This is a genomic window from Streptomyces sp. SAI-170 (assembly GCF_049739565.1).
Taxonomy (GTDB): Bacteria; Actinomycetota; Actinomycetes; order Streptomycetales; family Streptomycetaceae; genus Streptomyces.
Genome location: NZ_JBMGQD010000001.1, coordinates 825101 through 845210, shown reverse-complemented (window position 1 = coordinate 845210; position 20110 = coordinate 825101). Strand labels below are relative to the sequence as shown.

Here is a 20110-nt window from a genome sequence, read left to right as displayed (position 1 = left end):
CAATGTCTTCCCAACGCAGCTACTCGCCGGTACGACCTTGGGTGACACCTGCATCGGGGAGGCGTAATGAAGCGCACGAGACCCAGGATCAGATGTACGGCCGCCGTGTTCCTCGCGGCGGCCGCGGCCGCGCTGGCGGGGTTGACCGCCCCCACCGCCGGCGCGGCCACGGCCGCATCCACCCCGCTCCCGGCCGAGTTGGAGCGGATCCGCGCCGCCGAGGCCACCGCCCTGTACGGCGACGCGGCCGAACGCCCGCTCGCCGAGCGCAAGTCGTCGCTGATCTCGCTGGGCGACAGCGAGATCTCCGGCGAGGGCGTCGGCACGTACGAACCCGGCACCAACGGTCCGGACAACTGGTGCCACCGCGCGCCGGACTCCGCGATCCACCGCACCGGCATCCCGGCCGACGTCACCTACAACGTCTCCTGCTCGGGCGCCTACACCGGCAACATCCGTATCGGCGGCGGCAAGCAGTACGCCGACGAACTCGTCCAGAGCGACAACCTCGCCATCAAGGCCCGCAACACCCGGATCAAGATGGTCCTGCTGGTCGCGGGTGCCAACGACGACCTCCAGTTCGGGCCGGTCATGACCGACTGCGTGACCCGCTGGGTGCTCAGCCAGGGCGCCTGCGAGCCCAAGTACGCGCCCGGCTGGCAGGCCAGAGTCGACGGACTGCGCCCGAAGGTCGAGCAGACCGTCCGCGACCTGCGCACCGTGATGCGCGACGCCGGTTACGCCGACGGCGACTACAAGCTGGTCGTCATGGGCTACCCGAGCCCCATCGGCCCGGACATGTACGACAACCCCGACTTCCCCGGGAAGCTCCCCGGCGGCTGCGCGGGCTACGACTCCGACGCCAAATGGGGCCGCGACTACGCCGTGCCCGCCTTCGAGCGCGGCATCCGGCAGGCCGCCCGCACCACCGGCGCGGTCTACCTGGACAACTCCCGGCTCTTCCACGGCCACGAGGTCTGCATGGAGGACCCCTGGGCGCGCGGCCTCTACCTCGACCTCGGCGACCACTTCCCCTGGGACGAGAACACCGCCCGCCAGTCCTTCCACCCCAACGCGCGCGGCCACGCGGCCTTCGCGAGCTGCCTCACCCAGCTCTACAACTCCGGCGCCACCGAGGCCGGTTGCGCCGACCCGGCGAGCACCGGCACCCCGCAGCTCTACCCGCTCGCCTGGGACGACGCCTTCCGGCCGCTGAAGAACGAGGCCACCGGCACCTGCCTCGACGCGAGCGGGGGCAGCAGCGCCAACGGCACCGCCGTCATCGGCTGGGACTGCCACGGCGGCCGTAACCAGGGCTGGTGGTACGACAGCGGGCGCCGCTCCCTGCACATCGAGTCCACGCACGACCGCTGCCTCGACGTGCCCGACGGCTACAGCGCCGGCCGCGCGCTGATCCTGTGGAACTGCCACGGCGGCACCAACCAGCAGTTCGTCCGCCAGTCCGGCACCATCCGCCCGGCCGCCGCGACCGGACTGTGCCTGACCCTCGGCGCGGCGAAGGACCCGCTGCGGCTGCAGACCTGCGACGGCTCGGCCCGCCAGCGATTCGCCTGACCCGCACCCGCCCCATCGGTACGGCAGGAGGCCGCCCCCGCACCCGGGGGGCGGCCTCCCGTGTCGCCATGGCCCTCGACACGCCATCATGAGATCGTCGCCGGACGACGAAAAACGGCGACGGGACCTGGGCAGGGCCTGTCGGGCTCCGCGACGCCGGCACGATCCGGACGGCGGGCCCCGGGTCCCTGGCGCGAGGGCGGGGAGTGGAATGGCGACGGCGGCGGGCACCGGGACCGGCCCGGGCAGCACCGGTGGGGCCGACGGCCGCGCCCGCACCTGGGCACGGCTCGCGGTCGCCTGCGCGGCCGGCGCCCTGGCGGTCCTCGTCTCGGCCTACGGCTCCGGCGGCTGGCTCTTCCTCGTCGCCGGGCTCGCCGGACTCGCACTCACCGGCGTCGGCGTGTGGTGGGCCCTCGCCCACCGGGGCGTGGCCCGCCTGGTCGGCGCCCTGCTGGCGCTGGCCACCCCGGTCGCCGTGCTGGTCCTGTTCGCCGCCACCGGCCTGTGGGTCGTCGCCGTAGGGGTGATCAGCCTGTGGGCGGCCGCGCTGGCCTCCGCCCGGGCCTGCCTGCGCCGGCTGCGGCAGCCGTACGGCATGCACGCCCACCGCGTCGCACGGGCCCGCCGCCCCGTACTGATCATGAACCCGCGCTCGGGCGGCGGGAAGGTCGAGCGCTTCCAGCTCGTCGAACGCGCCGAGGCCCGCGGCGCCCGCGTGGTGCTGCTCGACCCCGACACCGGGCCTGACGCGGAGACCCTGGCCCGGCAGGCCGTCGCCCAGGGCGCCGACCTGCTCGGCGCGGCGGGCGGTGACGGCACCCTGGCGATCGTCGCGGCCGTCGCCGTCGAGCACAATCTGCCGTTCCTCGTCGTCTCGGCCGGCACCCGCAACCACTTCGCGATGGACCTCGGCCTCGACCGCACCGACCCCTCGACCTGCCTCGACGCCCTCACCAACGGCGTCGAACTGCGCGTCGACCTCGGCGACGTCGCCGGGCGGCCCTTCGTCAACACCGTGTCCTTCGGGGCGTACGCCCACATCGTGCAGAACCCCGAGTACCGCGACGCCAAGACCGCCACCGCTCTCGAACACCTGCCGGAGCTGCTCCAGGGGGAGGCGGGCCCTCGCCTGCACGCCTACGCGGGCGGCACCCGCCTGGACGACCCGCAGGCCCTGCTGGTCAGCAACAACCCCTACGCACGCGCCGACCCGCTCGGCGGCGGCCGCAGGACCCGCCTGGACCGCGGCGCGCTCGGCGTGATCGCCGTACGGGTGGAGAGCGCGGCCCAGGCCGCCGAGCTGGCGCTGCGCGGTGAACGGGCCGGGGCCATCTCCGTGCTGACCGCGTCACGGGTGACCGTGCACGCCGACGCCGACCGCATCCCCGTGGCGGTGGACGGCGAGGCACTCACCCTGCCCGTGCCCGTCGTGTGCGTCGTACGGCCCCGGGTACTCCGGGTCCGGGTGCCGCTGCACCGGCCGGGCGCCACCTATGTGACGCCTCCGGTGGACTGGCGGCGCATCCTCCGACTCGCTCTGACCCCTCGTACCACAGCTCCAGGAGCCGACTGATGTCCGACCGACCGCCCTACGACCGTCTGCCCTACCGCCGCCTGGCCCGCGATCTCGGCGCCCTGGACCAGGCGCTGTACGAGGCGGTCACCATCACCGAGACGCCGGCGCTGGACCGGGCGCTGCGCCGGCTGTCCGCGGCCGCCGACCACTCCAAGCTGTCCTTCACGGCGGCCGCGCTGCTCGCCCTGGTGCCCGGACGGCCGCGCCGGGCCGCGCTGCTGGGGGTCGCCGCGGTCGGGGTCGCCTCCGCGAGCGCCAACCTGATCGGCAAGAAGCTGGTGCGCAGGCGCCGGCCCCACCGCGCCGAGGACTCGCCGTTCCCCGGACGGCATGTGCCCATGCCGGAGTCGGCGTCCTTCCCCTCCGGGCACACCGCGTCCGCCGTCGCCTTCGCCGCCGCGGTCGGGCCGGTGCTGCCGGTCTCGACCGTGCCGCTCGGCATGCTGGCGGCCGCGGTGGGCTACTCCCGGGTGCACACCGGGGTCCACTACCCGGGCGATGTGATCGCCGGAGCGCTCCTCGGCACCGGCGCGGCCGCCGTGGTCCTCGCGACGGCGGCCCGCAGGGCGGGCTGACACGCGGATACGGCGGGGCTTCCTGAAGGAGCTTCCCGACGGCGCTCCCCGAGGGCGCTTCCCCTTGGGGCCCCGCCGCATCCGCGCGGGAGCGCCTACGGCAGCTTCGCGTACGGCGACAGGAAGGCGCGCGCACCCGGGGTGTCCAGGCGGTACACGACGTTGGTGGCGTAGCACGGCCCGTCACCGGTGATGGTGGTGGCGGCGAGCACCCGCTTGCTGCCCAGGGTCGCGAAGTTGGGGCCGCCGGAGTCGCCGTAGCAGGCGCCGCCGTTGCCCTGCGGGGCGGTCATGGCCAGGCGCACCCACGCGTCGTTGAGGGCGTCGAAGGACACGGGCGCCTTCATGCGGACGCCGCCGCCGGGGTGGGTCTGGCCGCCGGGGCCGCGTGCCGCCTCCTGGGTGCCGTATCCGGCGACGAGCCAGTCGGTGGCGTCCAGCCCGCGGGGGCCGAGCGCGCCGAGCTGGTTCGCGGTGGGCAGCGTGGCCGGGGTGAAGGACCAGCGGGACTTCATCTTGGCGGCGGGCAGTTCGATCACCGAGATGTCGTGGGTGTCCGCGGCGGGGCCCGGGTAGTCGGGGTGGCTGTGGGCGGTGCCCTGGACGGCGACGGCGTTCGCCTGCGCGGCCGGGTCGCCCGGGTGGGCCTTCGCGGCGGCGTCCAGACCCGCCTGCACGTCCTGGTCCAGCGACACGTAGAAGCGGACGTCGTCCGGCCAGTCGGTGGTGCAGTGCGCCGCGGTCAGGAACGTGTCGGCGTCGATCATCGTGCCGGAGCACACCCAGTCGACCCGGTCCGGGGTCGCCGGATCGGCGTCGTTGTCCCAGGTGGCGACGAGCGCGCCGACCTCGGTGCGTTCGGGGGCGGGAGCGGCGTTGTAGGAGTTGATCGCGGACGAGTTCATCGCCGTGGCGATCACGGTGGCGCAGGCCGCTGCGGTGACGGCGGTGGCGCGGAGGGCGGTCAAGAAGAACCCCTTCGGACGGTGGTGGGACGGGCGTTCTCCTGTGGGAGGTGAGACGCATTGAAGCGCCTGGGACCGGCGGCGACAAGAGCGGGCGTGATCTCGGCCGCGGCCGGTTCGGGCAGCCAGTCGCGCGCCGGGTCGTACTCCAGCCACCTGCCGCGCCCCGCTTGGGCGGCACAGGCGGCGAGGAGCGCGTCGAGGCCGGGGTGCCCGCCGTCGCCGCGCCACAGCAGCGACCAGGCGTACAGCGGCGTCGGCTCGACCAGCGGGACCGAGCGCAGCCCGGGCACGTCCGGCAGAGGCACGTCGGCGGGCAGCAGCGCGAACCGGCGCGGATCGGCGGCCACTTCGTGCAGGAAATGGGCGAGCCCCAGGTTGACGCCGGTGCTCGTGTCGCGGATGCCGAACCGTTCGGCGAACCGGCTCAGGAAGTCCAGCCGGTCCAGCGGACCGGGCGCCCACAGCACACTGCCGCTCAACTGCCCCGGCCGCAGCGCCGGTTCGGCAGCGAGGGGATGCTCCACGCTCAGCACGGCGTCCACGGGTTCGAGGCGTACGAGCCGATGGGCTAGCCCGGCCGGCAGCGGAGGGTGGACCCGGCCGAAGGCGCCGTCGATGTCACCGCGCAGCAGCGCCGCCGTCACCGACGGCAGATCACGGCCGTGCCCCAGCATCAACTCCCCGGCGTCTCCGGCGACTTGGGCCAAGGTCCGCAACGGCGCGTACAGATGACCCCAGACGTCCACCCGCAAGGGGCGGTCCGTCCCGGTCACCGCCGCGACGGCGGCGTCGGCGGCGGCCAGGGTCCGCCGGGCCGGCGTGAGGAACCGCCGCCCCGCCTCGGTGAGCGACACCCCCGTGCCGCCGCGCCGCAGCAACGCGGTGCCCAGCAGCGACTCCAGCCGAGCGATCCGCTTGGACAGCGCCTGCTGGGTGATGCCGAGCGTCCCGGCCGCCCGGCCGAAGTGCAGTTCCTCGGCGACGCGTACGAAGGCACGCACCTGCGCCACGTCCAGATCCATGGCCCTCACCATAGGCGACAACCGCAAGTTGTCGATCTTGCCCGGGCGTTGTTGGATCAGGGCACGGCCGTGGGAGTTGCATGCAGGGCATGCGAAGACTGATTCCCACGGGGGACGCGGCGCGTCCGGTCGCCTTCGCCGAGGTCCCCCAGCCGCTGCCGGAGCCCGATGAGGTCCTGGTCAAGGTCGAGGCGTTCGCACCCAACCGGGGCGAGACGTTCCTCCTCGAACACCCCCGGCCGGGGCTGCTGCCCGGCAAGGACATCGCCGGGCTCGTCGTGCAGGCCGCTGCCGACGGCTCGGGTCCTGCCGTCGGAACCCGTGTGGTCGGGCATCCGCCGCAGGGCGGCTGGGCCGAGTACGCGAGCGTGCCCACCCACTCCCTGGCGGTGCTCCCGGACGGCGTCGACAGCGTCCGTGCGGCCGCCCTGCCGCTGGCCGGCATCACCGCCCTGCGCCTGTTGCGCGCCGCGGGAAATCCGGCCGGCCGGCGGGTGCTGCTGACCGGCGCCTCGGGCGGGGTCGGCCACTATGTCACCGAGCTGGCCGTCGGGTCCGGCGCCGAGGTGACGGCGGTGACGGCGACTCCCGCGCGTGGCGAGCGACTGGCCGAGCTGGGCGCCCAGGTGATCCATGAACTGGCCGCGGCACAAGGGCCGTTCGACGTCGTACTGGAGTCCACGGGCGGCTCTGCTCTCCCCGCGGCCCTGTCGAAGCTGCGCCCGGGTGGCCTGCTCGTCTGGTTCGGCCAGGCGAGCCGCACCCCGGTGACGCTGGACTTCTTCGACCTCCTGGGCGGACCCGAACGCGCGACGATCCAGCACTTCCACTACGCCGGCGCCCCCTACGGTCCAGAACTCGCCGCCCTGGTACGCCTCGTGGAGCAGAAGCGGCTGCACCCGGAGGTCGGCCGGGTGTCCGACTGGGCCGACACCGCGCAGACGCTGGTCGACCTGCGTGAGCGCCGTATCCGCGGCAAGGCCGTACTGACGACGGGAGGCACCCGATGAACGCCGCCGACTTCGCCGCTGCCCAGTTCACCCGGGCCACCGGTGCGGGCGTCGACCCGCACGAGTACCGGCGCGTCACCGAAGGCCTCGCCTCCGTCGCCGACTGGGGGCCGTCCTTCCTGCGCACCGGGCACGCCTACCTGGAGCGCGCGGAGCGGGCGGGATCGGCCGTATCCGCCGTATCCGCCGGAGAGCATCTGCTGATGGCCGCCCGGTGGTTCCACCTCGCCACCCTCGCGCACGACGGGTCGGCCCCCCGTGCCGCGGTCGAGGCGGACGCGGCGCTGGGCCGGGGGCTCACGCTGCTGGAGCCCGGCGCGCGGCGGGTGACCGGCGAGGGCTTCACCGGCTGGCGCCGCGGCCCCGCGGACGCCCCTGTCGTGGTCGTCGTCCCCGGGCTCGACTCGGCCAAGGAGGAGTTCCTGGACCTGGCCGCCGCGCTGCTGGCCAGGGGCCTGGCGGTGTTCGCGCTGGACGGCCCCGGACAGGGCGTGCACGCGGCCGGCTCGGCGCTCACCCCGGCGTACGAGGAGGTCGTGGGCCGGGTCGTCGACGCGCTCGGCGTCAACCGCGTCGGCCTGGTCGGCCTCAGCCTCGGCGGCTACTTCGCGGCCCGCACCGCGGCCCTGGAGCCGCGGGTGGCGGCCGTCGCCACCGTCAGCGGCCCCTTCCGTCTCGACTGGGCCCAACTGCCCCCGCCCGTACGGGACATCATGGCCCGGCGCACCGGAGGGGCCTATGCCGCCCGGGCGTTCGCCGCCCACGTCGACCTCGCCGAGCTGGCTCCCCGTGTCGCGGTCCCACTGCTGGTCGTGGACGGCGGCCAGGACATCATCTCCGGCGTCACCAATGGCGAGGCACTGGCCCGCCTGGCACCCCAGGGCACGTACCTGTCCGTCCCGCACGGCGACCACCTGCTCGGCAACGCCCGGCCCGACTGGCTGCCCCACCTCACCGACCACCTCGCACACGCCCTGAAGGGGGCCTCGGCATGAACCGCTTCACCGGCAAGACCGTCCTGATCACCGGCGGCACCAGCGGCATGGGCCTGGCGACCGCGCACCGGCTCGTCGCCGAGGGCGCCCACGTCGTCGTCACCGGCCGCACCCGTGAACGCGTCGACGCCGCCGTCGGGCAGCTCGGGGACCGTGCCTCGGGAGTCGTCGCCGACGCCGCAGACCCGGCGGCCCTGGACGCGCTGATGGCGACGGTCCGTGACCGGCACGGCCGCCTGGACAGCCTCTTCGCGAACGCGGGGACCGGCACGTTCCTGCCGTTCGGGACCATCACGGAACAGGACTTCGACCAGGGCGTCGACGTCAACTTCAAGGGCGTGTTCTTCACCGTCCAGAAGGCCGTGCCGCTCCTCGCGGACGGAGGCTCGATCGTCATCAACGCCTCCTGGACCCTCCACCGGGGCAACAGCGTCCTCACCCTGTACTCGGCGACCAAGGCCGCCGTGCACAACCTGGCCCGCACCCTCGCCGCCGCCCTGGCCCCGCGCGGCATCCGGGTCAACTCCGTCAGCCCCGGCTACATCGACACCCCGATGTACCCGTACGACGCCCTGAGCCCGGCGGAGGCCAAGGCGCTGAACGGCCAGGTCGTCGCGGGCCGCTTCGGCCGCCCGGAGGAGGTCGCGGCGGCCGTGGCGTTCCTCGCCTCCTCCGACGCCTCCTACGTCAACGGGCAGGACCTCGTGGTGGACGGGGGTCTCGTGGGCGCGGTGCCGGCCTGAGGCTCAGCCGAGGTGCGCGACCAGGGGCGCCGGGTCGTCCGTGTGGTCGACCCGGATGCCGTAGGGCCTGCTGATCCGGTCCAGGACGCCGTGCAGCCACAGCACGTCGTACTCCGGGGCCCGTTCCAGGCGCAGCCGGCGGCTGCGCAGCGGGACCATGCGCAGCTTCCTGAAGTGGCCGTCGTCCGGGTCGAGTTCGGCGAAGTACAGCAGACGGAGGTCGTCGCGGAAGTGCTCCTGGCCACCGATGCCCTCGTAGTCGTTGACGAGGTCGCCGCAGCCGTGCAGGATCAGCCGGCCGCGGTGGACCTCCAGGGGGCGCGGATGGTGCGAGGAGTGCCCGTGGACGAGGTCGGCTCCGGCGTCGATCAGCGCATGGGCCAGCTCGCGGTCCGAACGGGCGGGTGAGTAGCCCCAGTTGGAGCCCATGTGGACCGACACCACGACGAGGTCCCCGGCCCTCTTGCGGTCCCCGACGGCCGCGAGCAGCCGGGGCACGGCCGTGTCCCCGGCGTGGTGGACGCCGCTGCGCCGGGCGGTGGCGGCCCAGTCGCGGGGGACGCCGCTGGAGGCGGTGGCGAGCCCGAACACGGCCAGCCGTACGCCGGCGTGGGGCCTGAGGATCACCGGCGCGCCCGCTCCCCGCAGGTCGGCGCCCGCGCCCACGGCAGGCAGCCCGGCACCGGTGAGCGCGTCCAGGGTGTCGGCGAGCCCCTGCCGGCCGTAGTCGAGGACGTGGTTGTTGGCCAGCACGCACACATCGGGGCGGGCGACGCTGAGGGCCGGAAGGTTGGCCGGGTGCATCCGGTAGTGCACGGCCTTGCCCGGGGCGAACCGGTCGTGCTCGGTCACGGCCGTCTCCAGGTTCACGATCCGCGCGTGCGGCGCCGCCGCGTCCAGCAGCGCGAGCGCCTCGCCCCACGGATACCCGAAACCGCCGCCTCGGGGCACCGCTCCGTGCACCGACTCGGCCAGGGACACGTAGTCGCGTGCGTCGCGGACGTACTGCTCGGGGATGGCCGGATCGAGTGGATGCGGCAGGACCTGGTCCACACCGCGGCCGAGCATCACATCTCCGCAGAGGAACAGTGAGACCGGCTCTCTGCCCATATCTCATGACACCTGCCGAGGGCCGCGGCACGCAACCGGTCGGACAGACCGGGGCGAAACGGGCTGGCGGGTGGCCCCCTCAAGGGTGGGAATCAAGTCGGGTTAGCATATGAGCGCCGTCTAGCTCGAAAGTGAAGACTGTGACTGTCAACGACGACTCGTTCACCAACTGGAAGAACCGCGAGGAGATCGCGGAGTCGATGATCCCGATCATCGGGAAGCTGCACCGTGAGCTGGACGTGACCGTCCTGCTGCACAGCCGCTCCTTGGTGAACAAGTCGGTGGTCAGCATCCTCAAGACCCACCGCTTCGCCCGCCAGATCGACGGCGAGGAGCTCTCGGTCACCGAGACGATGCCCTTCCTCCAGGCCCTGACCACCCTGGACCTCGGCCCCTCCCAGATCGACATCGGCATGCTCGCCGCGGAGTACAAGGCCGACGACCGCGGCCTGTCGATCGCCGAGTTCACCGCCGAGGCCGTCGCCGGTGCCACGGGTGCCAACAAGATCGAGCGCGGCGAGGGCCGCGACGTGGTCCTGTACGGCTTCGGCCGCATCGGCCGCCTCGTCGCCCGCCTGCTGATCGAGAAGTCCGGCTCCGGCAACGGCCTGCGCCTGCGCGCCATCGTGGTGCGCGGCGGCGGCAGCCAGGACCTCGTCAAGCGCGCCTCGCTGCTGCGCCGCGACTCGATCCACGGACAGTTCCAGGGCACGATCACGGTGGACGAGGAGTCCAGCACGATCTTCGCCAACGGCAACGCGATCCGGGTGATCTACGCGAACAGCCCCAGCGAGGTCGACTACACGGCGTACGGCATCAAGGACGCCATCCTCATCGACAACACGGGCAAGTGGCGCGACCGCGAGGGCCTCTCCCAGCACCTGCGCCCCGGCATCGACAAGGTCGTCCTCACGGCGCCCGGCAAGGGCGACGTCCCGAACATCGTCCACGGCGTCAACCACGACACCGTCAAGCCGGACGAGCGGATCCTGTCCTGCGCCTCCTGCACCACCAACGCGATCGTCCCGCCGCTGAAGGCCATGGACGACGAGTACGGCGTGCTGCGCGGCCACGTGGAGACCGTCCACTCGTTCACCAACGACCAGAACCTGCTGGACAACTACCACAAGGCCGACCGCCGGGGCCGCTCCGCGCCGCTCAACATGGTCATCACCGAGACCGGTGCCGCCTCGGCCGTGGCCAAGGCGCTGCCGGACCTCAAGGCCCCGATCACCGGCAGCTCGATCCGCGTCCCCGTCCCGGACGTCTCGATCGCCATCCTGAGCCTTCGCCTGGGCCGCGAGACCACCCGCGAGGAGGTCCTCGACTACCTCCGCGACGTCTCGCTGCACTCCCCGCTCAAGCGCCAGATCGACTTCACCACCGCCCCCGACGCCGTCTCCATGGACTTCGTGGGCTCCCGCCACGCGTCGATCGTCGACGCGGGCGCCACCAAGGTCGACGGCGACAACGCCATCCTCTACCTCTGGTACGACAACGAGTTCGGCTACTCCTGCCAGGTCGTCCGCGTCGTCCAGCACGTCTCGGGCGTCGAGTACCCGACCTTCCCGGCGGCCCAGGCCTGACCGGTCCGGCTCCCCGGTGACCTCGGTGTCCCCGCCCGTCCTCCGCGACGGGCGGGGACACCGCGCGTTTGCCGGAGTCCCCGGGCGTCCGGTGCGCGTACGACGGCGGGGGCCTCGGCGTGCCCCGGGCGGGTGACCGTCGTACGCCCGTCGGACGCGCCCGGCGCTTGCGCGGCGAGGGCCGGTCGATGGTGGGGGAGTGGATGCCGAGGAGATCGTCGAGGAGTTGTACGCGCTGCGGCCCGAGGAGTTCGTCGCGGCGCGGGACGCCCGCGCGGCCGAGGCCCGGAAGGCGAAGGACACCGCCGCGGCGAAGCGGATCGCGGGGCTGCGGCGGCCCACCGTGGCGGCCTGGGCCTCCAACCGGTTCGTCCGCAGCCGCCCTGAGGACGCCGAGCGGCTGCGCGCCCTGGGCGCCACCCTCCGCGAGGCGCACCGCACCCTGGACGCGGCCACGCTGCGGCAGGCCGCAGCGGAGCAGCACCGGATGGTCGCCGCGCTGGTCCGCGAGACGGCGAAGCTCGCCCGCGAGGCCGGGCACCCCCTCACCGAGAGCGCCCAGCGCGAGCTGGAGCAGATCTTCCACGCCGTCCTCGGCGACCAGGACGCCGCCGACCAGTGGGCGACCGGCACCCTCGCCAAGGCCCCGGAGGCGGTCGTCGGCTTCGGCACGGTCGCGCCGGAGGCGGTGGACGCCGCGAGGAAACGGTCCGGCGCGCAGGGGCGGAGCGCGGCCGAGGAGCTCGGCGAGGCCGAAGAGCCGGCGCCGGCGCGGGCCGCACCGCGCTCGGCTCGTGCCCCGAAGCAGAACCCCGGGCGGCGGCGCCTGGCGCAGGCCCGTGCCGCCGACAAGGAGGCCGCCGAGGAGGCCCGCCGGCTGCACGGGGAGCGCGAGGCCGCCGAGGAGGCACGCCAGGCGGCACGAGACCGCGTGACCGAGGCCGACGAGCGCGTCGCCCGGCTGGAGGAGGAACTGCGCGAGGCCCGCCTCGCCCGACGCGAGGCCCGCGCCGCGGCCGACGAGGCCGACACCGCCGCGAAGGAGGCCGCCCGAGCCGCCCAGCAGGCCCACCGCACCGCCGAACGCGCCGCCCGTGCACTGGCCGGACTCAGCGAGGGCGACTAGGGCGTCTCCGCCGAACGGGCAGTCGGCGGACGCCGGATGTGGACGTGGGATGTGGGTGGCGTGATGGGGGTGTGGAGACGCAGTTGGCGGTCCTCCGATGGTCCCTTGAGTGCAACGTATGACGTCTGAGCCGCACCGGTGATCCTTTGGCGTGCGCCCGTGTGCGGCGCCTCCCCGGCACTGCCGGCGCCGATTGACTGGGCGTGTACCCCCTGGTCGTCCCCCGCTGAGGAGCCGTACATGTCGCCGATCACCGAACCGTCCCCGACTCCCGTCTTCCCGCGCCTGAGTTGGGCCGAGGACATGTTCGTACCGGCGCTGAGGGAGGCCGTGGCGGGCCTTCCCGAGAGCGAGAGCAGGGTGGCCGGGTACCACCGCGGCTGGTGCGAGGCGGACGGCACCCCGGTGGCGCGGGTCTCGGGGCGGGGCAAGGCGGTTCGGCCGGCGCTGGCACTGCTGTCCGCACAGGCCGTCGGGGGCAGCGCCCGCAGTGCGCTGCCGGGAGCCGTTGCGGTGGAACTGGTGCACGACTTCACGCTGCTGCACGACGACGTCATCGACGGGGACGCTCTGCGCCGGCACCGTCCGGCCGCCTGGTCGGTGTTCGGCACGCCTGCCGCCGTGCTGGCCGGCGACGCCCTGCTGGTCGCGGCGCTGCGCGCAGTGTGCGACACCCCGCGCGAGCATGCCGCCGCGGCGGTGAAAGAGCTGGTCACGGCCCTGCTGGAGCTGGTGGAGGGACAGAGCCGGGACGTCGCCTTCGAGGACACCGCACAGGTGTCGGTCGGCGAGTACCTGGCCATGGCCGAGGGCAAGACCGGCTCGCTGATGGGCTGCGCCTGCGCCCTGGGCGGGCTGCTCGCCGGAGCGGACGGTGAACGGGTGGACGGGCTGCGGGAGTTCGGCCGCAGGCTCGGCGTCTCCTTCCAGTGCGCCGACGATCTGCTCGGCATCTGGGGGCGCAGTTCACGCAGCGGCAAGCCGGTGGGGGCGGACCTCGCCGCGCGCAAGAAGTCCCTGCCCGTCGTCGCCGCGCTGCAGGGCACCGACTCCGCCGCAGAGCGGCTGCGCGACCTGTACTGCGGTGAACACCCGCTCGGTGAAGGCGAGTTGGAGCTCGTACGGGAACTGGTGGAGAAGGCCGGCGGGCGGCAGGCCGCCGAGGAGGAGGCGCGGCGGCAGCTGCAGGCGGCGCTGCGCGCGCTGTCGTACGCGGCGCCGACCGCCGACGCCTACCGGCAGTTGCAGGAGATCGCCTGGGCGATGGTGCGCCGCGACTCCTGACCTGCGCCCGGACGCCGCAAGACGGTCGCCGTCCGGGCGTGACTTCGGCCCCGGTGGGCCGTTGTCCGTGCGGTGGGCCGTTATGCGGCGTCTGTCCGGCCGTACCCCGACCATCCGCAACAGGACTCTTTGTGACGAAACGCAGTGGAGCCGTGCAGCAGACCGAACCCAGTACGCCCCTGGCGGGGGACCTCCCGGCGGTGTCCGCCTACGGACTTCGAGTGGTCCGCGGCACCCACACGGTGCTGGCGGACGTCACCTTCACCATCCCCCGAGGCTGCATCGTCGGCCTGCTGGGCCCGAGCGGCTGCGGAAAGACGACCCTGCTGCGCTCCGTCGTGGGCGTCCAGCAGGCCACCGCGGGCCATGTGCAGGTCCTCGGGTACGCCGCCGGAGCCCAGCAGTTGCAGACCCGGGTCGGCTACGTCACCCAGGCCCCGTCGGTGTACGCGGACCTGACCGTGCTGGAGAACCTGCGCTACTTCGCCGCGGCGCTGGGGATGCGCGGCTGGCGCCGGGAGGACGCGGTGGTGCGGGTGGTCAAGGAGGTCGACCTGGCGGGATACGCCGACAAACTCGTCTCCCGCCTCTCGGGCGGCCAGTACTCCCGGGTCTCGCTGGCCGTCGCCCTGCTCAACCGCCCCGACCTGCTGGTGATGGACGAACCCACCGTCGGACTCGACCCGATGGTGCGCCGCGAACTCTGGCTCGTGTTCCAGCGGTTGGCGATGGAGGGCACCACCCTGCTGATCTCCAGCCATGTCATGGACGAGGCCGACCGCTGCGACCGGCTGCTGCTGATGCGCTCCGGCCGGCTGCTGGCCAGCGCCGACCGGGAGACGCTGCTGGACCGCACCGGCTGCACGGATGTGGAGCAGGCGTTCATGCATCTGGTGGAGGCCGCCACGGCGGCCGAGAAGCTCGCCCGGCAGCGGGCCGCCAGGCAGAGCCTGCTGCCGGAACTGACCGGCCTGACGGGGCTGTTCGACGAGGCGAGTGGGCCGGCCGCGCAGCAGTCCTTCTTCGCGGCGGACACCCGCTCGTGAATGGCACCCCGCTCGCCGACCGGCTCCCGTTCTCACCCACGATCACCGGCGCGACCGCGGTCCGGGTGCTCCAGCAGATCTCCCGCGACCGGGGGTAGCGCGGCCCTGCTGCTGGTCATCCCCTGCATGCTGATGGTGCTGCTCAAGCTCATGTTCCACGGCTCGGAGGCATCCTTCCAGCGCGTCGGCCCGCAGGTGTTCGGGGTCTTCCCCGTCATCGTGATGTACCTGGTGGCGTCGGTCTCGATGCTGCGCGAGCGCACCACCGGCACCGCCGAACGGCTGCTCACCATGCCCGTACGACGCCTTGACATCGTGCTCGGCTACAGCTGCGCCTTCGCCCTGCTGGCGCTGCTCCAGGCGGTGCTGTCCACCCTGTTGGCCATCGGCCCGTTGGGCCTGGACATCAAGGGACCGGCGTATCTGCTGATGGTCATCGCCATGCTCGGGGCCCTGCTGGGGCTGGCGCTGGGACTGCTGGTGAGCGCCTTCGCCCGCAACGAGTTCCAGGCCGTGCAGTTCCTGCCGGCGGGCGTCCTGCCCCAGTTCCTCGTGTGCGGCCTGTTCGTGCCCCGCGACCAGATGCAGGGGGCGCTGTCCGCCGTCGCCAAGGTGATGCCCATGACCTACGGCGTCCAGGCCGCGGGCGATGCGGCCACGCACACCGGCGTCACCGGGCTCTTCGTCCGCGACGCGCTGCTGATCCTCGGGTGCGTGATCCTCGTGCTGGTGGCCAGCGCGGCCACGCTCAAGCGCTGAGGGCCCCGACATGCCGACGGCCCCCACCCGGGAGCGGGAGGAGGCCGCCGGCGGGGCCGCGGTTCAGCGGTCCATGTCCCACGCGAAACCGCCCGAGACCGTGCCGGAGCGAGGGAACTCGAACGGGCCGAAGCGCAGCGGCCGGTCATGACCGTGGCCCGGGTAGCCGTCGCCGTCCGGGCCGGGGTAGGCCATTTCCTGGGCCGGCTGTGCCATGACGGAAGCGGAAGCGGAAACAGTACCGCCGGCGGCCAGTGCCACAGCCGCGAGCGAGACGACGGCGAGGCGGCGAATTCGCAATGACATGAAAAACCTCCTGTGCGACAGGCTTTGAAAGGGAGGGGGGAATCCGGGATTTACCCTAGCGGCCTGCACCCGAGGCCGGGCCGAGGAAATGCCGAATTCCTCCGAAAGGGAAAAGAAAGGTCAATAAAATCATGACCGCCACGTGGGGAAAGGTGTTCTTCGCAGGCTGCGCCGCCCTCATGACGCTGCTGTGCTGCCCGCCCGGGGCCTGGGCCGGTCCGCCCGTACCCGGACCACCGCCGTACGAGGTGCCACGCTGGCGCCCGCCGACGACACCAGCGGCTCCGGCAGCACCGCCGGCTCCGGCGGCACAAGCGGCTCCCGCGGCGCCGGCGACCGATGTGATCAGCGAGGTCAACCGGCACCGCGCGGCGGCGGGCTGTCCGGCCGTACGACCGCAGGCGTCCCTGAACCGGGCCGCCCGCGCCCACAGCGCCTACATGGCCGCACAGGGGCGGCTCACCCACGCGGGCAGGGGCGGCAGCCGCCCCGACGAACGGATGCGGGACGCCGGCTACGACCCCGGCCACACGGGCGAAGCGGTCGCCGTGGGACCTTCCACCGCGACGGCGGTCGTGGCGCAGTGGATGGACAGCCCCGCGCACCGCTCCATCCTCCTCACCTGCCTCTACACCGACGCAGGCATCGGCACGGCGGCGGGCCCCGACGGCCCCTGGTGGACCCTGGACCTGGCCGACCGCCTGTGACTCAGCGCAGATCGGCGTCCCACCACCAGGCGATGCCCGGCGCGCCCTCCACCGGGCCCGGCCGGGTGTCGGACGGCTCCTCGGCGTACGTCAGCGCCAGATCCTCCATGCTGTCCGGCCAGCGCCCCTGGCTGAGGTACCGGGGGACCCGCATCCCCCATTCGTTGTTGCCGCGCATCCCGTAGCGCAGTCCCTGCAGATAGGTGGACAGCTCATGACCGGCCGTCGGGCGCACCCGGTCGTACAGCTCCAGGAAGCGCAGCAGGACGCGGTCGCGCAGGCCGCTCGCCTCACCGACGGCCTGCTGCAGGCCGATGCCCCGCTCGGCCATCAGTACGGTGTAGACGTTCTGGTCGGTGTGACCCCGGGCCAGCTCCTTGTGCAGCGAGTGGCGGTCGTTGTCCAGCGAGGCCACCATGATCGCCATCTCGGACAGGGCCTGCACGGCGGGCCGGTACATCTCGCGGTCCGGCACCTCGACCCCGGTGGACAGTTCCAGCATCGCGTACGTCGGGTGCCCGCCGGCCGCCTGCAACCGCATGGTCAGGAACTCGTCGAGCCCCGGCATCCGGCCCAGCGCCCGGTTGCCGATCTGCCACGCGACACCCGACAGCCAGGTCCGGTGTGCGTGCTGGAAACGGGCCACCTGGGTGGGCTCGGCGAACGAGCGGAACCGCCGGACGATGTCCTGCAGGGCTCGGGCGTACCGGTCGTCGGGGACCGCCGACGCGGACTCGCACGCCCGCTGCACCTCACCGGCCAGGGCGTTGAACTGCGCCGGACGGCTGCTCAGCGGGCCGCTGTCGCAGCGCGCGTCGTCGAACGCGAAGCCCCAGTACACCCACAGGGCCGCCGCCAGAAGCCGGTCGTCGTCGGCGACCGGGGTGAAACGGGCGTAGAAGTCGGCGCTGTGCGTCGCCACGACCCACGCCTTCTCGCGTTCCGACGCGCACATACCACTCGCGCCGATCCATTCCACGGCGCGTTTCTCGATCTGATGGACATGAGGGTGAACCGCTGATTCCAGAGGGCAGAACAGTGGCGGCAATTCCACTTCGGACGGATGCGGTCCCATGGCAGCGTGAACCTTCCGATGAATGGATGAGAAAGGGGGTGGAAAACGGTCACGATCATCCGGGACATCGAAGAGCGGCCGCGACGAGCCATGCCCAGGCATCCCCCGTGTCCACCGAAGGAATGGACCCGGCGGACCGTTGACTTGACGCCGCGCGGTTCACCCTTAGATCACACTTCCGGTGGATCGGTGACCCGATACGGACCCCTTCGTTGAGACGGTCATGCGAATGCGAACCTGCCGACGTGCCGTCGTCCTGCTGACCGTTGTGCTGGCCGTCCAGGGCGGCTCCTCCGCCCTGGCCGACACGAAAGACCCGCGCCCGCGTCCCGCCCCGCAGGCCCCGTCCCGCCCGCACGGCCAGTCGGGCTCGATCAACCCGCTGACGCCGTTCGCCCAGGGCGCGGCCCAGTTCGCCGAGATGACCGCGCCGTTCGTCAACGCGGCCAGCGACATGATCTTCCCGAGGGCCTGAGCGGGCCGACGCTCCTCCAGGCCGCCGGCGGGCACCGGTCACCCGCCCGGGTTAGGGTGCGCGTATCCCTACAAACCGGGCGGGTGAGCCCGTACGACGCACAGGGAGCAGCCATGATCGCGCTGTTCGGCGCCGGGGAGATGGGCGAGGCGCTTCTCGCGGGCCTCGTGCGGTCGGGGCGCGGCCCGGACGAGATCCTGGTGGTGGAGCCGCGGGCCGAGCGCGCGGACGATCTGAGGTGGAAGTACGGCGTGAGCGCCGTCCCGCCGGAGAAGGCCGCCGAGGCGGCGGACACCCTGCTGGTCGTCGTGCGGCCCCACCATGTGCCCGGCCTCCTCGACGACATCGCCCCGCACCTGCGCTCCGGCTGCCTGGTCGTCTCGGCCGCGGCCGGCATCCCTACCCGGCTCGTGGAGCAGCACCTCGGCGGGGAGCCGCCCGTCGTCCGCGTCATGCCGAACACCCCGGTGCTCGTCGAGTCGGGCATGTCCGTGATCTCCCCGGGCCGGTACGCCGGCGAGGAACACCTGCGGCGCGCCGAGGAACTCCTCAGCCCCGTCGGCAAGGTGATCCGCCTCGACGAGGAAGGGCAGGACGCCGCCACCGCCCTCTCGGGCAGCGCGCCCGCGTACTTCTACTACGTCATCGAGAACATGATCAAAGCCGGCACCGACCTCGGCGTCCCCCGCGAGGCCGCCCGGGACATGGTCCTCCAGGCCGCCGAGGGCGCCGTTGCCATGCTCCGCAGCACCGGCGAGACCCCCGACACCCTCCGCGAGTCGGTCACCTCCTCCGGCGGCACCACCCAAGCCGCCCTGGCTACCCTCGACGACAAGGGCGTCGGCCCCGCGTTCCGCGCCGCGGTGGAGGCGGCGGCGCGGCGGAGCCGGGAGCTGGGGGAGCAGGTCACGTAGGGCTCTGCTGAGGGCTGAGGGCTGAGGGCTGAGGGCTGGGGGGCGGGTCGAGGGGCCGCGCACCGGCCCGCCCCGGACGCCCACCTCACACGCCGCCCCCCGACAGCTCACCCCAACCGCCGGGCCCCCGGCCCCGGGCGGGCCACCACATCGCGCGGCGTCAGCGCCGTGCGCTCCTCGCAGCACTCCACGACCACGCGCACCGGCGCGCCGCAGTCCGAGTGGCGTATGTCCAGGACCGGCCCCTCCGGCTCGCCGGCGTAGGTCTCGCCCCACTGGCCCAGTGCCATGAGCACGGGCCACAGGTCCCAGCCCTTGCGGGTGAGGCGGTACTCGTTGCGGGCGCGGCTGCCCGGCTCCTGGTAGGGGACCGTGGCGAGGATGCCGGCGGACGTGAGCTTGCGCAGCCGGTCGCTGAGCACGGCCTCCGAGAGGCTCATGTGACGCCGGAAGTCCTCGAACCGGCGCACCCCGTTGGCGGCGTCGCGCAGGATCTGCAGCGTCCACTTCTCGCCCACGACTTCGAGGGTGCGCTGGACGGGACAGTTCTCCGTGCTCGTCTCAAGCCAGTCCATGGGCGCCATCGTAGGCCCTGACTTCGTCATTGACAGCCAGCTGGACGCGCGGCTAGCTTCGATCTACGAAGTCAGCGGGAGAGGGTGGCGCAGCATGGGACGGACCAGGACGTACGAGTGGCAGGACCCGGCGATCACGGCCGCGGCCGTGGGCCAGGGCACCGGCCTGGACCTGCTGCGCGACATGGTGGCGGGACGGCTGCCCACCCCGCCCGTCGCGGCCACGCTCGGCTTCACCCTCGACGAGGTCGAACACGGTCACGCGGTGTTCTCCCTGATGCCCGGCGAGGAGCACTACAACCCGATCGGCAGTGTCCACGGCGGCGTCTACGCCACACTGCTCGACTCCGCGGCGGGCTGCGCCGTACAGAGCGTGCTGCCCGCGGGCATGGGCTACACCTCGCTCGACCTGAACGTGAAGTTCCTGCGCCGGGTGACGGTGGACACCGGCCCGGTGCGGGCCATCGGCCGGGTCGTCAACAGCAGCCGTCAGACCGCGCTCGCCGAGGCCACCCTCGTGGACGAGAAGGACCGTCTGCTCGCCCACGCCACCAGCAGCTGCCTGCTGTTCCCGGTGCCTGCGGCCTGAGACGGTGTGCCGACGGGCGGGGAGGGAAGGTCGGACCTCAGGTCGTTCAGCGGTGACTTCGTCCTGACCGTCGATGGCTCATGTGCCGTCC

General features: G+C 73.1%; 21 protein-coding genes. 15 read left to right on the top strand and 6 right to left on the bottom strand.

What is annotated here, in order from left to right; all coding sequences use genetic code 11:
* Nucleotides 1-66 precede the first annotated feature (66 nt).
* The 3 genes from RKD23_RS03790 to RKD23_RS03780 all read left to right on the top strand — a co-directional run bounded on the left by RKD23_RS03790 (nt 67) and on the right by RKD23_RS03780 (nt 3729).
* Complete coding sequence (locus RKD23_RS03790; protein WP_424852295.1) at nt 67-1575, top strand: ricin-type beta-trefoil lectin domain protein; 1509 nt, start codon at nt 67-69, stop codon at nt 1573-1575.
* Between the two features lie 211 nt (nt 1576-1786).
* Nucleotides 1787-3151, top strand: coding sequence for a diacylglycerol/lipid kinase family protein (locus tag RKD23_RS03785; RefSeq protein WP_424852294.1), 1365 nt, complete (start codon nt 1787-1789; stop codon nt 3149-3151).
* Complete coding sequence (locus tag RKD23_RS03780; protein WP_404030646.1) at nt 3151-3729, top strand: phosphatase PAP2 family protein; 579 nt, start codon at nt 3151-3153, stop codon at nt 3727-3729. Before RKD23_RS03785 ends, RKD23_RS03780 begins: the two co-directional genes overlap by 1 nt.
* 95 nt (nt 3730-3824) lie before the next feature.
* On the opposite strand, the gene RKD23_RS03775 is transcribed toward RKD23_RS03780, so the two are convergent.
* Together RKD23_RS03775 and RKD23_RS03770 are read right to left on the bottom strand one after the other, a co-directional pair.
* Nucleotides 3825-4697 (bottom strand): trypsin-like serine protease, encoded by an 873-nt coding sequence (locus RKD23_RS03775; protein ID WP_424852293.1) that lies wholly within the window; start codon nt 4695-4697, stop codon nt 3825-3827.
* Nucleotides 4694-5719, bottom strand: coding sequence for a LysR family transcriptional regulator (locus RKD23_RS03770; RefSeq protein ID WP_424852292.1), 1026 nt, complete (start codon nt 5717-5719; stop codon nt 4694-4696). Before RKD23_RS03770 ends, RKD23_RS03775 begins: the two co-directional genes overlap by 4 nt.
* Before the next feature lie 89 nt (nt 5720-5808).
* On the opposite strand from RKD23_RS03770, the gene RKD23_RS03765 reads away from it, so the two are divergent.
* The 3 genes from RKD23_RS03765 to RKD23_RS03755 are packed head-to-tail and all read left to right on the top strand — an operon-like array spanning nt 5809 to nt 8467.
* Nucleotides 5809-6729 (top strand): zinc-binding dehydrogenase, encoded by a 921-nt coding sequence (locus RKD23_RS03765; protein ID WP_424852291.1) that lies wholly within the window; start codon nt 5809-5811, stop codon nt 6727-6729.
* Nucleotides 6726-7724 carry an alpha/beta hydrolase family protein gene (locus tag RKD23_RS03760; RefSeq protein ID WP_424852290.1) on the top strand — a complete coding sequence of 333 codons (999 nt, stop codon included), beginning with the start codon at nt 6726-6728 and terminating at the stop codon, nt 7722-7724. Before RKD23_RS03765 ends, RKD23_RS03760 begins: the two co-directional genes overlap by 4 nt.
* Entirely contained in the window at nt 7721-8467 is a 747-nt protein-coding gene (locus tag RKD23_RS03755; protein ID WP_424852289.1) for an SDR family NAD(P)-dependent oxidoreductase, read from the top strand. The genes RKD23_RS03760 and RKD23_RS03755 overlap by 4 nt, the downstream gene beginning before the upstream one ends.
* A gap of 3 nt (nt 8468-8470) precedes the next feature.
* On the opposite strand, the gene RKD23_RS03750 is transcribed toward RKD23_RS03755, so the two are convergent.
* The gene (locus RKD23_RS03750) at nt 8471-9577 is read right to left on the bottom strand and encodes a CapA family protein (RefSeq protein ID WP_424852288.1); all 1107 of its coding nucleotides are present in this window, start codon (nt 9575-9577) and stop codon (nt 8471-8473) included.
* A gap of 140 nt (nt 9578-9717) precedes the next feature.
* On the opposite strand from RKD23_RS03750, the gene RKD23_RS03745 reads away from it, so the two are divergent.
* From RKD23_RS03745 to RKD23_RS03725, 5 genes are all read left to right on the top strand, one after another.
* The gene (locus tag RKD23_RS03745; protein WP_424852287.1) at nt 9718-11163 is read left to right on the top strand and encodes a glyceraldehyde-3-phosphate dehydrogenase; all 1446 of its coding nucleotides are present in this window, start codon (nt 9718-9720) and stop codon (nt 11161-11163) included.
* 199 nt (nt 11164-11362) lie between these two features.
* Nucleotides 11363-12289: a hypothetical protein gene (locus RKD23_RS03740; RefSeq protein ID WP_424852286.1), complete on the top strand. Its 927-nt coding sequence runs from the start codon at nt 11363-11365 to the stop codon at nt 12287-12289.
* A 240-nt stretch (nt 12290-12529) separates the two neighbouring features.
* Nucleotides 12530-13573 carry a polyprenyl synthetase family protein gene (locus RKD23_RS03735; RefSeq protein ID WP_424852285.1) on the top strand — a complete coding sequence of 348 codons (1044 nt, stop codon included), beginning with the start codon at nt 12530-12532 and terminating at the stop codon, nt 13571-13573.
* Nucleotides 13574-13704: 131 nt separating this feature from the next.
* Complete coding sequence (locus RKD23_RS03730) at nt 13705-14619, top strand: ABC transporter ATP-binding protein (RefSeq protein WP_424852284.1); 915 nt, start codon at nt 13705-13707, stop codon at nt 14617-14619.
* Nucleotides 14620-14745: 126 nt separating this feature from the next.
* Nucleotides 14746-15378, top strand: coding sequence for an ABC transporter permease (locus tag RKD23_RS03725; RefSeq protein ID WP_424852283.1), 633 nt, complete (start codon nt 14746-14748; stop codon nt 15376-15378).
* A 63-nt stretch (nt 15379-15441) separates the two neighbouring features.
* On the opposite strand, the gene RKD23_RS03720 is transcribed toward RKD23_RS03725, so the two are convergent.
* Nucleotides 15442-15684, bottom strand: a complete 243-nt coding sequence (locus tag RKD23_RS03720; RefSeq protein ID WP_424852282.1) for a hypothetical protein — start codon at nt 15682-15684, stop codon at nt 15442-15444.
* Between the two features lie 131 nt (nt 15685-15815).
* Between RKD23_RS03720 and RKD23_RS03715 the strand changes: the two genes are divergently transcribed.
* Nucleotides 15816-16391 carry a CAP domain-containing protein gene (locus tag RKD23_RS03715; RefSeq protein ID WP_424852281.1) on the top strand — a complete coding sequence of 192 codons (576 nt, stop codon included), beginning with the start codon at nt 15816-15818 and terminating at the stop codon, nt 16389-16391.
* Nucleotide 16392: 1 nt separating this feature from the next.
* Here RKD23_RS03715 and RKD23_RS03710 read toward each other — a convergent pair whose 3' ends face one another.
* Entirely contained in the window at nt 16393-17313 is a 921-nt protein-coding gene (locus RKD23_RS03710; RefSeq protein ID WP_424852280.1) for a terpene synthase family protein, read from the bottom strand.
* A gap of 382 nt (nt 17314-17695) precedes the next feature.
* On the opposite strand from RKD23_RS03710, the gene RKD23_RS03705 reads away from it, so the two are divergent.
* Nucleotides 17696-17941, top strand: a complete 246-nt coding sequence (locus RKD23_RS03705; protein ID WP_424852279.1) for a hypothetical protein — start codon at nt 17696-17698, stop codon at nt 17939-17941.
* A 113-nt stretch (nt 17942-18054) separates the two neighbouring features.
* Nucleotides 18055-18855 carry a pyrroline-5-carboxylate reductase gene (proC, locus tag RKD23_RS03700; protein WP_424852278.1) on the top strand — a complete coding sequence of 267 codons (801 nt, stop codon included), beginning with the start codon at nt 18055-18057 and terminating at the stop codon, nt 18853-18855.
* Nucleotides 18856-18962: 107 nt separating this feature from the next.
* Here the strand turns inward: proC and RKD23_RS03695 are convergent, their stop codons facing one another.
* Nucleotides 18963-19430: a winged helix-turn-helix transcriptional regulator gene (locus RKD23_RS03695; RefSeq protein WP_424852277.1), complete on the bottom strand. Its 468-nt coding sequence runs from the start codon at nt 19428-19430 to the stop codon at nt 18963-18965.
* A gap of 94 nt (nt 19431-19524) precedes the next feature.
* On the opposite strand from RKD23_RS03695, the gene RKD23_RS03690 reads away from it, so the two are divergent.
* The gene (locus RKD23_RS03690) at nt 19525-20019 is read left to right on the top strand and encodes a PaaI family thioesterase (protein ID WP_424852276.1); all 495 of its coding nucleotides are present in this window, start codon (nt 19525-19527) and stop codon (nt 20017-20019) included.
* Nucleotides 20020-20110: the final 91 nt, after the last annotated feature.